The organism is Saccharothrix carnea (genome assembly GCF_003014735.1).
GTDB classification, from domain to species: domain Bacteria; phylum Actinomycetota; class Actinomycetes; order Mycobacteriales; family Pseudonocardiaceae; genus Actinosynnema; species Actinosynnema carneum.
Genome location: NZ_PYAX01000002.1, coordinates 246186 through 261270, shown reverse-complemented (window position 1 = coordinate 261270; position 15085 = coordinate 246186). Strand labels below are relative to the sequence as shown.

Sequence of the window (15085 nt, the reverse complement as noted above, 5' to 3'; positions counted from 1 at the left end):
CCCGTCGCGTCACGAGTTGCGCAGGAAGCGGTCCAGCACGCGCACGCCGAACTGGAGCGCGTCGACCGGCACCCGCTCGTCCACGCCGTGGAACAGGCCGGAGAAGTCCAGGTCGGCGGGCAGCTTCAGCGGGGCGAAGCCGAAGTTGCGGATGCCCAGCTGCTGGAACGACTTGGCGTCCGTGCCGCCGGACAGCATGTACGGCAGCACCTTCGCGCCGGGGTCCTCGGCGGTGATGGACGCCGTCATCGCGTCGACCAGCGCGCCGTCGAACGTCGTCTCGACCGGCGGCAGCCCCAGCCACTCCCGCTCCACGTCGGGGCCGAGCAGCTCGGCCAGCTCGCGGTCGAACGCCTCCTCGCGGCCCGGCAGGATGCGGCAGTCCACGGTGGCCTCGGCGAGAGACGGGATGACGTTCGCCTTGTACCCGGCGGACAGCATGGTCGGGTTGGCCGTGTCGCGCAGGGTCGCGCCGATCATCCGCGACAACGCGCCGAGCTTGCCGATCGAGCCTTCCAGGTCGTCCTCGGGGAACTCCAGGCCGGTGATCTCCGAGACACCGGCGAGGAACTCGCGCACGGACGGCGAGAGCACCACCGGGAACCGGTGCTGGCCCAGCTTGGTCACGGCCGCCGCGAGCTTGGCCACCGCGTTGTCGTTGTGGATCATCGAGCCGTGGCCCGCGGTGCCGCGCACGCGCAGCTTGAGCCAGCGGATGCCCTTCTCGGCGGTCTCCACCAGGTAGGCCCGGACGTCGTCCTTGAGCGTGATGGAGAAGCCGCCGACCTCGCTGATCGCCTCGGTGACGCCTTCGAACAGCTCCGGCCGGTTGTCCACCAGCCACTTGGCGCCGAACAGGCCACCGGCCTCCTCGTCGGCCAGGAACGCGAACACGATGTCACGCGGCGGCACCACGCCGTCCCGCTTGAACCGCCGCGCGATCGCGAGCGTCATCGCGACCATGTCCTTCATGTCGACCGCGCCGCGGCCCCACACGTACCCGTCCTGGACCGCGCCGGAGAACGGGTGCACCGACCACTCCGAGGCGTCGGCGGGCACCACGTCCAGGTGACCGTGCACCAGCAGCGCGCCCCGGGACGGGTCGGCGCCGGCCAGGCGGGCGATCACGTTGCCGCGGCCCTTGGCCCCCGATTCGACGTAGGTGGTCTCGTAACCGACCTCGCCCAGCTTCTCGGCGACCCACTCGGCCGCCGCGCGCTCCCCGACGACCGTGGCCGGGTCCCCCGTGTTGGTCGTGTCGATCCTGATCAACTCGCTGGCCAGCGACACGACCTCGTCCTGCGCGAGCCGCAGCCCGGCCCCGTCTTCCACGTTGTTCACCAGGCCTTCCTACCATCCGGCGCCTGGCGCGCGGGTCAGTGCTCGGACCCGTCACCACGCACGACGGCCAGCGGGCACGGTGCGTGGTGGAGCATCGCGTGGCTGACCGAGCCGAGCAGGGCGCGTCGCAGCGCGCCGTGCCCGTGACTGCCGACGACCAGCAGCGACGCGCCTTCGGCCTCCTCGACCAGGGCCTGCGACGGCCGGGCCAACGACACCACCCGCTCCGCCCGCACCCCGGGGTGACGTGCCAGCGGACCGGCGAACGACTCGGCGACCAGCGCGTCCGCGGCCGTGCGCAGCTGCTCGACGTCCAGGCCGAGCCCGAGCCCCTGTCCCCAGGCACCGCCCGGCGCCATCGCGTCCACCGGCAGGCCCGTCGTGGCGTGCACGCCGATCAGCGTTCCTCCGTGCCTGGCGACGTGGTCCACCGCGAACTCGACCGCGCGGTCGCTCGGCTCCGACCCGTCGACCCCGACCACGACCCGGCCGTCACCGGTGTCGACGGCGGCGTCGACGGCGGCGTCGGCGTCAGCGTCGCCGTCTTCGTGGCGGACGACCACGAGAGGCCGGGCGAAGTGGTGGGCCAGGTCCGAGGTGACGGAGCCGGCGAACACCCTGGCCAGCCCGGTCGCGCCGGTCGAGCCGACGACGAGCAGCTGCGCCTCCCGACCGACCTCGGCGAGCACGGCCGCCGGGTGCCCGTCGAACGCGCGGGTGTCGACCTCGACCCCGGGCGCGACCTGCGCGCACTCGGCGGCGAGCTCGGCCAGGTGGTCCTTCGTGTACGCGCGCACGGCCCGCTCGCCGACGAGCTGCGGCAGCGGCGCGGACACCGGCGTCACCACCACCTCGGGGAACGGCCCGCGGATCACGTTCACCACGACCAGGCGTGCCCCTCGGCTCGCCGCCTCGCGCGCCGCCCAGCGCGCGGCCTGCCTCGACCGCCGCGAGCCGTCGAACCCGACCACCACCGCACCGCGGCCGACCGCGCTCTCCGGGCTCTTCATGATGTCCGGGCTGGTCATCGCCCACCTCCGGCGCTCGGCGTGATCCCAACGCCACCGGGGTAGCCGAGGAGGTCGGACCCGACACGTGATCGGCGGGAATTCCGGAGTACCCGCGCGGCTCGCCCGTCCACGAGATCCCTCGACCCTGCGCACCCCTCAGTGCGTGCCGCCGTGGCGGAGGCGGCGGCACAACCGCAGGGCCTGGTGACGACCGGCGTGGTCACCGGGATCTCGCCGCACCGCGCAGCCGGCCCATTCCTACCGTTCCACTCTCAGGACGCCAACGCTCCCTACCCCCAACGGCAGTGGAACCGCCGTGGTCAGGCTACTGGTGGCCCACCTTGGAATCAACTGGTGTTGCGGAGTAGCTTGACCCCGCCAGCGGCAGTGGAAGTGCTTGCGGGATCAAGCAGTCGAGGGGTGGACATGACCGCGGGCGGGCAGCGGCTATTCGCCGACATCCTCGATGGACTGTGCCTGCGTCCCGGCGACCGGCCGCGCTACACGAACGTGGAACTGGCCGAGCGGATCCGCCTCGACGGCGGCGAGATCACGCACACCTACATCTCGCAGCTGCGCCGTGGCGACAAGGACAACCCCACGTGCCGCACGATCGAGGGACTGGCCAACGCGCTCGGCGTGCACCCGGCGTGCTTCGTCGGCGGTCGGGCGCACCTGCACGAGGGCGAACGGCCGGCGTGGCGGCGCGGCGCGCTGCGGCACCTGTTCAGCACCGTGTACCCGGCCGACCGCGGCCCGTTCTCGCCGGAGGAGGTCGCGAGCCGGATCTGCGGCGGCCCGTACGGCTCGATCTCGGCCAACTACATCCGCGAACTCCTCGCCGGCACCAGCGACAACCCCAGGCTCAAGCACATCCTCGGGCTGGCGGAGGCGTTCGGCGCCGCGCCCGCGTACTTCTTCGACGACGAGCTGGCCGCCCGGGTGGACGAGCAGTTGGAGACCCGGCTGGCGATGGACAAGCTCGGCGTGAACACCGTCATCCTGCGCACCGCGGAACAACCCCCGCCGCCGGGGGTGCGCAACAAGATCCTGCTCGCACTCGTGCGCGCGCTGCACCCCGGCCTCGCGGCCGAGGACGCCATCAGGCGGGTGCTCGAACCGGGGGTGGCCGATGACGAGACCCACTGACGACGTGGCCGCGTGGTGATCAGGTGAAGGCGAAGGAACTGCGGGCGCTGCGCGACGGGCTGATCCGCGAACTGGACCTCGACCGGTCGGCGACGACCGAGGCGGTGTGCGTCCGGTTGTGCGAGGTCATGGCCCGGCGGTTGCGGAGGGAGATCATCCTGCGGTTCGACGACCTCGGCGCGGGCGGCACGAGCGGCCTGTGGGCCGTCACCGAGGACGAGGTGCACGTCATCATCGTAACCACGGCCCGCAGCTGGGTGCACCGGCTGCTCATCCTGCTGCACGAGATCGCGCACATGCTGTGCGGCCACCAGCCGCCGCGGCTCGACGCCGAGGAGGGCCGCCGGCTGCTGTACCCGGACCTGTCGCCGTCGATGCTGCGGATCCTGGCCGGCCGGACCAACCTGTCCCGCCAGGACGAGCGCGAGGCCGACCGGGTCGCGGGCGTGCTGACCAGGGCGTTGATCGAATGGGCGGGCCAGCAGCCGCACGAGCCGTCGCGGCCGGACGGCGACGACCTGGCGACCCGGGCCTGGTACACGTTCGGGTACTCGCCCGAACGGGGCGACCGTGGCTGACGTGCAGTACCTGCTCAGCGCCTGCGGCGTGCTGGCGCTGCTGGCGCACAAGTACCGGGCGTTCCGGCAGGCGCCGCCCGAGCTGCGGCCCGCCGTGCTGCCGATCTGCCTGGCGTGCGTGACGGCGGCGCCCGCGTTCCTGTTCCTGGCGCCGGTGGTCGGGGTGAACTTCGACCGGTTCACCGGCGTGCCGAACCTGTCGGTGCTGCTGGTGTACGGCTTCGGCATCGCGTTCGTCGCCGCGAACCAGGCCATGCTGCTGTACTGGCGGCACCCGCCCGCGCGGGCGTGGCGGACGACCCGGCAGGTGCTCGTCGCCTCGGCGGTCGTGCTGGCCGCGGTCGTCGTGCTGTTCGTGCTCGGTTCGCCGGACGAGGAGCACCACGGCGACTTCCCGGCCGCGTTCGCCGACGCCCCTTACCTGGCCGAACTGCTGGTGCTCTACCACGTCACCTACCTCGCCGGGCTGCTCAACGTCGTCCGGCTGTGCTGGCTGTGGGCCGACGAGACGCCGGACGACCAGCCGTGGCTGCGGCGAGGGCTGCGCCTCAACGCGGTCGGCGTGCTGATCGGCTCGGTCTACGCCGTCCTGGTGCTGGTCGCCGTGGTGGGCAGCTGGTTCGGCGCGGAGCTGGACGCGTGGAGCGTCGCCGCGCCCCGGACGCTCACGCTCGCCGTGCCGGTCGTCGTGGTCGGTGCGAGCATCGCCGCGTGGGGTCCACGACTGTCGCAGGTGGCGGAGCGGGTGGGGCGGGGCCGGGAAGCGGTCCGGGACCACCTGCGGCTGCGTCCGCTGTGGCGGGCGTTGCGGGCGGTCGACCCGGGCATGCGGCACGTGCCCGCCACGCTGCGGGAGAGGTTCGACCCCGAGCACCGGCTGTTCTGGCGGGTCATCGAGATCAACGACTGGCTGCACCAGCTGCGGGCGGGCCGTGACGCGGCGGTGGCGGGTGCGCTCTCGCGGCGGGCCGCCGAGCTCGGCCTGGCCGAGGACGACGTGCGGGCGGCGACGGAAGCGGCCCACATCAAGGCCGCGTTGGCAGCCCGTGCCCGCGGCAGCGCCACGGGCGGTGGCGAAGTGTCCGAGCAGGACGAACCGCTCCAGGCCAAGCACGCGTTCGCCGGGGAACGGGCCCGGCTCGTGGCGGTGGCCGAGGCGTTCGTCGGCCCGGTGGTGGCGGCGGCCCTGGCCGACGCGGACCGAGCGGACGGCGCCGACCGCACGACCGGCCCGGGCCACGCGACCGACGCCGTGACCCGACGGTGAACCGGAAGGAGCCCTCCGTGCCGACCACGCACGCGCTGGTCCTCGGCGGCAGCCTGGCCGGGATGCTCGCGGCGACCGCCCTGGCACCGCACGTCGACCGCGTCACGGTCGTGGACCGCGACCGCTTCACCGACGACGGCGACCGCAAGGGCGTCCCGCACGCCCGCCACGCCCACGTCCTGATGGCCGGCGGGAGCCGGGCGCTGGACGACCTGCTGCCCGGTCTCACCCAGAGCCTGCTCGACGCGGGCGCACAGCACCTGGGCATGCCGAACCGGATGCTCGTGTTCACCCACTCCGGCTGGCTGCCCCGGCTGGCCGAGATGCAGTACCTGATCGGGTGCAGCCGTGCCCTGCTCGACACCGCGGTGCGCCGGCGGGTGCTCGGCCGGGTCGACCTGGTCGAGGCCACCGACGTCGTCGGCCTGCTCGGCGACCGCGCGAAGATCACCGGAGCACGCGTCCGCGACCGCGACACCGGTCTCAAGCGCGACCTGGCCGCCGATTTCGTGGTCGACGCCACCGGTCGCGGGTCCAAGGCCGACTTCTGGCTCGCCGACCTCGGCCTACCGCCCGTCCGGGAGGAACGCGTCGACTCCGGCATCATCTACTCGACGTGCCTGTTCCGCCTGCCGCCCGGCGCGGGCGAGGGGTTCCCGGGCGTCAACGTCCAAGCCGACCCCCGGACGTCGCGGTTCGCCGAGGGCGGCGCGCTCGTCCCGATCGAGGGCGGCCGGTGGATCGTCAGCCTCGGCGGCACGCGCGGCGGCGAGCCGGGGACCAGCCCGGAGGCGTTCCACGCGTTCGCCCGGAGCCTGCGCCACCCCGCCATCGCCGACTTCATCGGCGCGGCCGAACCGCTCGGCCGCCCGTTCGGGTTCCACGGCACGGTGAACCGCCGTCGCCACTACGAACGCCTCTCCCCCTGGCCCTCCGGTTTCGTCGTGATCGGCGACGCCGCGTGCACCTTCAACCCCGTGTACGGGCACGGGATGACCGTCGCGGCACGGCAGGCGGTCGCGTTGCGCGACGGCGTGGCCGAGCACGGCTTCGCCGCCCAGCGGCTCCAACGCCGGTTCGCCCGCGTCACGGACGACCCGTGGGCCATGGCCGTCGCCCAGGACCTGCGCTACCCCGACACGATCGGTCCCCGCCGCGGCTGGGCCACCCGCCTGGGGGACCGCTACCTCGACCGGCTCGTGCTCGCGGCCACCGGCCGCCCGACCGTCACCCGGGCGCAGCTCGACGCCTACACCCTGTCCAAGCCGCTGCGCACGCTCATGCTGTCACCACGCGTGATCCTCGGCGCGCTGCGCGGACCGGGCCGGCCACCGGCGACGGACCCACCGCTCACCGAGGCCGAAGCACGCGTGCTGGCCCGCGTCGAGGACCGTCGCTGACGACGCGTCACCGACTGTCCGAAGAGGACGGAACCCGGTCGTCCATCTGCCGGTACGACACCAGGCCCACCAGAGCCGCGAGCACGCCCGCGCCCAGCAGCACGGGCCGGGTGGCGTCCACGTCGAACGAGCGGTCGAAGACCGTCACGACCGTCGGGCCGACCAGGGTCACCACCAGCGGGCCGAGAACCGTCGACAAGCCGAGGACGAGCTTCATCAGCGACTGGACCAGCGCGACCATCCGGCCGCGCAGGGCGTCCTCCACCCGCGTGCCGATGATGGTCAGCGCGGTGAGGAACGCGACCCCCGCGCAGCCCCCCACCACCGCCACCGCGATCAGCGCGAACCACAGGTGAGGCGCGAGCGACACGACCACCAGGCCCGCACCCGCGCCCACGATCATGACGCCGAACAGCCGGTGGTAGGTCAGCCGGCGGGCGAGCTTCGGCGCGGTCGCCATCCCCGCCGCCAAGCCCAGGAACACCGCGATGAACAGCGTGCCGTACGCGCTCTCGCCGCCGCGCAGGCTCGTCGCGTAGTGCCTGGCGCTGCCGATCACCGCGCCCGCCGCCGCGAACGCGCCCGTCATGCCGATCACGAGGCCGCGCAGCAACGGCGTACCCCACGCGTACCGCAGGCCGTCGCGCATCATGACCAGGAAACCCGGGCCGTCGCCGCGGTCCGGCCTGACGACCCGGCCGGACAGCTCGGGGATCCGCACCGCGATCAGCACCGCGGACGACAGGTAGAGCAGGCCGTTGACGACGACCGCGATGATCGCGATGCGGAACTCCAGGTCGCCGTCGCGCACGCCGAGGTAGCCGGGGATGCCCGCGATCAGCGAGTAGAGGCTGAACCCGCTGACCGTGGCGATGCCGTAGGTCATCACCAGGCCGAGCTGGTTGGCCGTGTCGACCTGGTCCGGTCGGCGCAGCAGGTTCGGCACGGCCGAGTCCTTGGCCGGGATCCACAGCATCGCGCAGCAGCCGACCAGGAAGTTGGCCACGAACAGCCACCACGCCGTGCCGACGAACGCGATGGACAGGAACAGCCCACCGCGCGCCAGGTCGCACGCCACCATGACCTTGCGCCGGTCGAACCGGTCGGCCAGCACACCGCCCAGCGGCGCGAACAGCACACCCGGCAGCAGCTGGGTCAGCACCACCGCGCTGAGCGCGAACCCCTCCCACCCGTAGCCCGCGGCCAGCTTCGTGACCAGCCCCGTCAACGCCAGCAGCGACAGCCAGTCACCCACGCTGCACAGGAACGTGACGCCCCACAGCCGCCGGAACGGCCCGATCGCCAGCACCGCCCGCGCCCGGCGCACCGTCGACGCCCCGGCCCCCTCGTCCACCACACCGACATCGCCGCCACCTTGAATGCCGCCACCCCCGCCGTCGTCGCAGATGATCAGACTAACGACGACGATCACGCGGGTCCGGTCGGTGCGGGGTCCGGCGGGAGGTTCAGCCCGGCACGGGCTCCGACGTGGCGAACAGGTCGTCGAACACCCGCGCCCGGTCGAACGACAGGGCGTGCGCCCGCGCCCGGTCCGCCATGAGCCGCCGCTCCTCGGCTGAGAGCTCCAGCACCGCGCGGTCGATCGCGGCGGCGAGGCCGGTGACGTCGCCCGCCTCCACGATGAGCGCCGTGCCGCCGACCGCCTCGCCGGTGCCGCCGGTCAGCGTCGTGATCACCGGTCCGCCGCCCGCGAGCATCTTCTCGGTCAACGCGATGCCGAAGGTCTCCACGAAGTCCGGCTCGGGCTTGGTCGGCAACGCGTAGGCGGCGCAGCCGCGCATCAGCAGCGGCTTCTCCTCGTCGTCCACGTCCGACAGCAGCACCACCCGGTCGTCGTCCCGGGTGAGCGCCCGGACCTCCTCCAGCGCCGGTCCGCTCCCGGCGACCACGAGCTTCACCGCCGACCGCGACCGTGACCGGGCGAACGCCGCGACCAGGTCGTGCACGCCCTTCGCCCGCGCCACCCGGGACAGGAACAGCACGTAGCCGTCGCGGTCGAGGCCGCGTCGCGCCAGGGCCGCGTCCACCCGCGCGGGGTCGAGGTCGAGGTAGGCGGAGGTGTCGATCGGCGGGTAGCTGACCTCGACCCGCGCGCGGCACTCGTCGGCCAGGCGCGTGCCGCAGTGCGCGTCGACCGCCTCGGCGGAGGCGACGATCTCCTGCCGGGTGTACTCCGACACCGCGATCACCTGGTCGTTGGCCAGGAACGTGGTGAACAGCGCCACCGCCGCGCCGAACCGGCCCTCGCGCAGGCACGAGCGGATCACGTTGGTGACGTCGGAGCCGACCGCCTTCGCGATGGTGCGGACGTCGGGCCGGAACCCGGCGGCCCGTGCCGCCGCCACGGCCTCGCCCACGACCGCCGTGTGCGGCGCGAGGTACATCGACAGGCACGTGGTCGGCACCGGTTCGGCGAGCAGCTCGACCAGGCGGCCGGTCAGCCCGGCCATGTACCGGCCGTCCGGCACGCGGTAGTCGCCGACCGGCTCGGGCCGCTCCACGGTGATGCCGGCGCTGTAGGGCGTGATCCGGTCGAGCGGCTTGAGCGGCAGCCCCGCCGCCTGCAACGCCGGTATCGGCCAGGTCAGCAGCCGCACGTCGTCGAAGCCGCGGGTCAGGGCGACCTCGGCCAGGTTGCGGGCTTCCCCGGAGTGGCCGCAGATCACCGGGTCGGCCCGGACCACGATGACGAGGCGGCGGTTCGGCCTGCTCATGGGCGGGCTCCCGGTGCGGAGGGTTGGGACGGTGACGGCGGCCGGACCCGACGGCCCCAGGCCGAGGGTTCGGGGCCGAGTTCGAGTTGCAGCCGCCCGCCCGCGTGGACGTCGGTGGCGCTCAGGTGCGCCACGTCCAGCGGTTCGCCGTTGAGCCGGGCGGACTGCACGTACTGCGGTGGCGGCACGCGTTCCAGCCCGTCCGAGCTGATCGGCGTCTCGCGGTGGCCCCTGGTCTCCACGACGAAGTCCCGGTCGCCGACGTGGATGGTGGCGCGGGCGAACGCGGGCGCGTTGACCAGGAACAGGTTCTGCCCGGCGATCGGGAACAGCCCCAGCGAGGCCCACACGTACCAGGAGCTGAGCCCGCCGGAGTCGTCGTTGCCCGGCAACCCGCCGGGGCCGGTGCCGAACTGCCAGGTCAGCGCCGCGTGCACGATCTCGGCCGTGCGGTCGGGGCGGCCCGCGTAGTGGTAGGACCAGGGCGCTTCCATGTCCGGCTCGTTGTTGAGGCCCTCGAACCGGTTCAACGCGTAGCCGACCGCCATCTCCGCGGGGTCGGGCAGCCTGCCGGGCTGGGTCACCGGCGGGGCGCCGTAGCCGAAGAACGCGTCCAGCATGGCCACGAACGCGTCGTCGCCGCCGGCCAGCGCGATCCGCCCGGCCATGTCGTGCATGAGCCGGAACGAGTAGTTCCACTTGCCGCCCTCGTAGAACGACGAGTCCTGGAGCAGTCCCGTGGCCGGGTCGAACGCGTTGGTCCACAGCAGGCTGCGGGCGGCGAGGTCGTCGGCGAGGCGGTGGTCGTTGAGCGCCCGCGCGACACCCGCCGTGCAGTGGTAGGCGTAGGCGAGGTCGAGGGTGTGCGAGATCGGGTGCACGACACCGTGCTCGTAGAAGTCCTCGCCGTACAGCCTGCGCAGGTCGGCTTCCATGTGCACCAGCGCCCAGTTCCAGTCCAGGTCGCCCAGGCCCAACGCGTGCGCGTCGGCCAACGCGGTGTGCACCAGCGCGCTGGCCTGCCGGAAGAACCGGTCGGCGCCCCGCGCCATCCGGTACCCGATCGGGAAGTTGCCCTCCTCCTCGCACACCCGGATCAGCGACTCCAGCAGGTCGACCGCCCGGTCCGGCACGATCGCCGACAGCAGCGGCACCTGGGTCTTGTAGATGTCCCACATCGTGCAGACGTCGAACGCGAACGGCCCGGACGTCGGCCAGAACGGGCTCTCGTCGTCGGCGAAGCACGGCTTGATCAGCGAGTGGTACAGGGCGGTGGCGAACACCTGCCGCCTGGCCGGTGACCCGCCCTCGACCTCGATCCGGTCCACGTGGTCGCGCCACCGCTCCTTGGTGCGCTCGCGGATGGCGTCGAACGCGGGCGGCTGCTGCCCGCACTCGCGGTGCAGGTTGTCCCTGGCCTGCTCGCAGCCGCGCAGGGAGAAGCCGATCCGCACCTCGACGCTCTGCCCGGCCGCGGTCGGGCCGAGGAACAGCAGCCCGAACGGCCGCAGCGTGGTCTGCCGGATGCGGTCGAAGTCCAGCCGGGTGCCGCCCTCGATCAGCCTGAGGTCGTGCCACAGCATCTGCCGCCAGCCCGGGGTGTCGACCTCGATGTACACCGACAGCGGCACGCCCTCGACCACGACGGTGCCCTGCGCGCGGCCGTGGCCGAGGCTCTCCACGTGCGCCCGCAGCGGCACGGTGCGGCCGTGGTCGATGGCCAGGCCGCCGCACGACAGGTCGACCACCACGCGGGCGCTGCGGTGCTGCGGGAACGTGTACCGGTGGACCGCGATCTTCTCACCGACGGTGATCTCGCACCGGACGCCGGTGTCGAGGGTGGCCGCGTAGTACCCGGCTTCGGCGACCTCGTCGTGCAGCGGCCAGGCCTGGCCGAGGGTGTCCAGCTGCTGCACCATCGGGGTCACCCGGACGTAGTTGTAGTACTTGCGGATCGCGCCGGTGCCGGACTGCTGGAAGTGGGTGAACCCGGACGCCTGGGCCTGGTCGAACATCTCCTCCGGCAGGCCCTCCGTGTTCTTGGTGTACCGGCCGTAGCCGGTCGGGTAGGCGCCGGAGTAGGCGCAGGCCGACACCATGCCCAGCGGTGACGTCGCGCCCGGGTGGGTGTTGCCGATCTGCGCTTTCGGCCACCACCAAGTGGCGGCGAGACCCTGCGCCGAGGGCAGGGAGGTCGCCGCCGTTCCGATGAAGGGATCAATCTCGTCCAGGATGGCGCGACTGTAGGTCGGCGCGGGGCCGCCGGTGGTTTCCACGACGTGAACTCGGTGGGAACGTGCGGTCCGCGTTCACCGGACCGGGTGATCAGCCCCGGTCGGCGTAGTCCGGCAGCCGGCGGGCGACCTCGGCCGGGGACGGCATCCGGGCGATCTCGTCGGCGATCACCCGGGCCGCGTCGGTGTGCCCGCCGGGCCGCAGCAGGGTCCGCACGTGGTCGGCGATGGCGTCCGCGCCCACCTCGTCCGGGAGGAGCCGCGCGCCGGCGCCCGCGGCGGTGACGGCGTCGGCGTTGGCGAACTGGTCGGCGCCCTGGGGCAGGACCAGCTGCGGTGAGCCGACCGCGAGCGCGCCGAGCGTGGTGCCGCTGCCGCCGTGGTGCACGACCACGTCCACGTGCGGCAGCAGGTCCGCCTGCGGCACCCACGCGCGCACGGTGACGTTGTCCGGCACGGCGCCGAGCTGCTCCGGGCGCACCCGGCCGGTGGCCACGACCACCCGGGCGCCCAGTTCGGCCAGGCCTTTGATGGCCGTGGCCAGCAGTTCGGGGGTGCCGAACGCGGTGCCGAGCGTGAGGTAGACCAGTGGCCGACCGTCGCGCGCGGGCAGCTCCCCCGGCTCACCGAACGCCACGGGACGCAGCGCGACCCGGTCCTCGTTCGCCAGGAAATCCGGGTCCTGCAACGACGGCGGGCAGATGTCCAGGTGCGGCCGTCCGCTCTTGGTGGGCATCTCCAGGCCGATCCCGTCCGGGAACAGCCGGCCGAACCCGTGCCAGAGACCCGGGATCCCGGCCTGCCGCGCGGCGGTCGCGGCACCCGGCACACCCCACCCGTGCACCACGAGGTCGGGCTTCAGGCGTGCCAGTTCCGGCGCCAGGTCCTCGGCGTACAGCTCGTAGAACGCGTCCGCCGGGCGGAACGGCCGCAACCCGTTCGCCGCCAACGGCCGGTGCACCTCTTCACCGACCCCGAAGTGCACCTCGTGCCCGGCTTCCCGGGCGGCGATCGCGAGCGGGACCATCGGGTAGGTGTGGCCCACCGAGGCGAGACCGGCGAACAGTACGCGCATGACCTTGAGCCTTTCACACGTCACGGACCGGCCCACGGGTCGACGGGCACCACGTCGGTGATCCGGCCCGCGTCGTCGAGCAGGCACCCCATCCGCTTCACCGCGCGCAACGTCACGGCCCGGTCGGTGAGGGCGAGTGCGGGCAGCCGCCGGGCGAGTTCGGCTTCGAAGCGCTGGATGTCGCCCAGCGAGCGCAGCCACAGCGTCATCACCAGGTTGTCCGCCCCGGTGACGGCCGCGCACAGCCGGACCTCCGGCAGTTCGGTCAACGCCGTCCCGGTCCGGTCCAGTTCGTCCGGCGGCACCCTGGCCCAGAACGTCGCCGCGATCGGCCGGCCGGTGATCGGCTGCGCGACCTCGCAGCGCAGCGACAGCAACCGGCCGTCGACCATCTCGTTGAGCCACCGGCGCACGGTGGACGCGCTCCGTCCCGTGCGGGCCGCGATCTCGGCGGCGGGTCTGCGCCCGTCGTCCAGCGCGCCCAGCACCTCGCGGTGGTGCGGCTTCCAGACCGCGCCGCCGCCCGTCGAACGGCCCGCCGGGAGCTGTCGGGGTTCGAGCGCGCCGAGCCGCCACCGGTTGCCCTCGCCGTAGACCGTGGTGACGGTGTGCGTGCGCGTCCGGCGCAGGCCCGGCAGTGCGTGCAACTGGTGCAGCACGACGTGCGACAGGGTGGTGAGGTCCGGGGTCAGCACGGTGAGGAACAGGTCACGCCCGCTGCTGATGACCGAGATCGAGACGACCTGCGGTAGGCGCGACAGCACTTCGACCGCGTGCGGGCGCGCGGTCGGCTCGAGGTCGATCTCGATGAACGCGTTGCAGTGCTCCTTGGCCCACAGCCGCACCTCGGGGTAGGCGGTGACGCGCGCGAAGCCGGCGTCGGCGAGCCCTTGCCACCGCCGTGCCGCGGTGACCGGGTCGACGCCGAGCGAGCGCCCGACCTCGTGCCACGTCGCCCGCGGCGCGGCTTGCAGGGCGTGGACGAGCCTCAGGTCGGTCTCGTCGGGTGTGAACGAATCCTGCGCCAAAGCACTCCCCCCATGAGCGATCTTGGCAATTCGGAGACCGAGAGTGGCAGCCGCGGTGACTCTCGGCAAGTACCCCCGGACCCGGAGGAGAGTCCTCATGCCACTGCACGACGACGCGACCGCCCTGCAGGACGACCTGGTGCGCCTGCGGCGGGAGCTGCACGCCGACCCCGAGATCGGGCTGGACTTACCGCGCACCCGGGAGAAGGTCCTCGTGGCGCTGGACGGGCTGCCACTCGAACTGTCGCTGGGCACGGCGTTGACGTCGGTGACCGGCGTGCTGCGCGGCGCGCGGCCGGGACCGGTGGTGTTGCTGCGCGCGGACATGGACGCGTTGCCCGTCCAGGAGCGCACCGGGCTGGACTACGCGTCCCGTGTGGACGGCGCGATGCACGCGTGCGGCCACGACATGCACACCGCGATGCTGGTCGGCGCCGCGCACCTGCTCGCCGCCCGGCGCGCCGAACTGGCCGGTGACGTGGTCTTCATGTTCCAGCCCGGAGAGGAGGGGTGGGACGGGGCGGCGGCGATGATCGCCGAGGGCGTGCTGGACGCGGCGGGCCGGAGGCCGGAGGCCGCCTACGCGTTGCACGTGTTCGGCGCGGGCGTGCCGCACGGCGTGTTCTCGGCCCGCCCCGGCACCACGATGGCGGCATCCGACGAGCTGGAGGTGACCGTCGTCGGCGCCGGCGGGCACGGCGCCCGACCGCACCGCGCGCAGGACCCGATCCCGGTGGCGTGCGAGATCGTCACCGCGCTGCAGACCCTGGTCACCCGCCAGTCCGACATCTTCGACCCGGTCGTGGTGACGGTCGGGTCGTTCCACGCCGGGACCAAGCGCAACGTCATCCCCGACACCGCCCGGTTCGAGGCGACCGTGCGCACGTTCTCCGCACCGGCCAAGGCCAGGATCAGCGACGCGGCCGTCACGCTGGCCCGGTCCATCGCCCGGGCGCACGGCCTGCGCGCCGACGTGGAGTTCCGCGACGGCTACCCGATGACCGTCAACGACGCGCGGGAAGTCGCGTTCGTCGCCGAGACGATCACCGACGTCTTCGACGGCCGCTTCCAGCCCCTGGTGAACCCGATGCCGGGCGGCGAGGACTTCTCCCGGGTGCTGCGGGAGGTCCCCGGCGCGTTCATCCCGTTCGGCGCGGGCGACGGCACCGCCGACAACCACTCCCCGCTCGCCCGGTTCGACGACGCGCTGCTGGCCGACGGCGCCACCGTGCTCGCCGAACTCGCCCTGCGCCGCGGCGCCCGATAGG

Annotated in this window: 11 protein-coding genes and 1 pseudogene; 5 read left to right on the top strand and 7 right to left on the bottom strand. The window is 73.2% G+C overall.

Annotation, left to right across the window (positions count from 1 at the left end; all coding sequences use genetic code 11):
- Positions 1 to 9: 9 nt before the first annotated feature.
- Entirely contained in the window at positions 10 to 1332 is a 1323-nt protein-coding gene (locus tag B0I31_RS05405) for a M20/M25/M40 family metallo-hydrolase (RefSeq protein ID WP_106614681.1), read from the bottom strand.
- 44 nt (positions 1333 to 1376) lie between these two features.
- Positions 1377 to 2369 (bottom strand): universal stress protein, encoded by a 993-nt coding sequence (locus B0I31_RS05400; RefSeq protein ID WP_106614202.1) that lies wholly within the window; start codon positions 2367 to 2369, stop codon positions 1377 to 1379.
- 402 nt (positions 2370 to 2771) lie between these two features.
- Here B0I31_RS05400 and B0I31_RS05395 point away from each other — a divergent pair, with 402 nt between their 5' ends.
- The 4 genes from B0I31_RS05395 to B0I31_RS05380 are packed head-to-tail and all read left to right on the top strand — an operon-like array spanning position 2772 to position 6745.
- Complete coding sequence (locus B0I31_RS05395; RefSeq protein ID WP_106614201.1) at positions 2772 to 3500, top strand: helix-turn-helix domain-containing protein; 729 nt, start codon at positions 2772 to 2774, stop codon at positions 3498 to 3500.
- Between the two features lie 23 nt (positions 3501 to 3523).
- Positions 3524 to 4078: a M48 family metalloprotease gene (locus B0I31_RS05390; RefSeq protein WP_106614200.1), complete on the top strand. Its 555-nt coding sequence runs from the start codon at positions 3524 to 3526 to the stop codon at positions 4076 to 4078.
- Positions 4071 to 5345, top strand: coding sequence for an MAB_1171c family putative transporter (locus B0I31_RS05385; RefSeq protein ID WP_106614199.1), 1275 nt, complete (start codon positions 4071 to 4073; stop codon positions 5343 to 5345). The genes B0I31_RS05390 and B0I31_RS05385 overlap by 8 nt, the downstream gene beginning before the upstream one ends.
- A gap of 17 nt (positions 5346 to 5362) precedes the next feature.
- On the top strand, positions 5363 to 6745 hold the full coding sequence (locus B0I31_RS05380) for an FAD-dependent oxidoreductase (protein WP_219910601.1): 1383 nt from the start codon (positions 5363 to 5365) through the stop codon (positions 6743 to 6745).
- Between the two features lie 34 nt (positions 6746 to 6779).
- On the opposite strand, the pseudogene B0I31_RS05375 reads toward B0I31_RS05380, so the two are convergent.
- The 5 genes and pseudogenes from B0I31_RS05375 to B0I31_RS05355 form a co-directional block, all read right to left on the bottom strand.
- A pseudogene (locus B0I31_RS05375) lies at positions 6780 to 8102 on the bottom strand (MFS transporter); the annotation flags it as partial.
- Between the two features lie 109 nt (positions 8103 to 8211).
- Positions 8212 to 9480, bottom strand: coding sequence for a glycosyltransferase (locus B0I31_RS05370; protein ID WP_106614198.1), 1269 nt, complete (start codon positions 9478 to 9480; stop codon positions 8212 to 8214).
- Complete coding sequence (locus B0I31_RS05365) at positions 9477 to 11756, bottom strand: glycoside hydrolase domain-containing protein (RefSeq protein WP_219910600.1); 2280 nt, start codon at positions 11754 to 11756, stop codon at positions 9477 to 9479. Before B0I31_RS05365 ends, B0I31_RS05370 begins: the two co-directional genes overlap by 4 nt.
- A 49-nt stretch (positions 11757 to 11805) precedes the next feature.
- Complete coding sequence (locus B0I31_RS05360; RefSeq protein WP_106614678.1) at positions 11806 to 12789, bottom strand: glycosyltransferase; 984 nt, start codon at positions 12787 to 12789, stop codon at positions 11806 to 11808.
- 20 nt (positions 12790 to 12809) lie between these two features.
- Entirely contained in the window at positions 12810 to 13817 is a 1008-nt protein-coding gene (locus tag B0I31_RS05355; RefSeq protein ID WP_245949708.1) for an Lrp/AsnC family transcriptional regulator, read from the bottom strand.
- Between the two features lie 97 nt (positions 13818 to 13914).
- Here B0I31_RS05355 and B0I31_RS05350 point away from each other — a divergent pair, with 97 nt between their 5' ends.
- Complete coding sequence (locus tag B0I31_RS05350; RefSeq protein WP_106614196.1) at positions 13915 to 15084, top strand: M20 metallopeptidase family protein; 1170 nt, start codon at positions 13915 to 13917, stop codon at positions 15082 to 15084.
- The last annotated feature ends 1 nt before the right edge of the window (position 15085 follow it).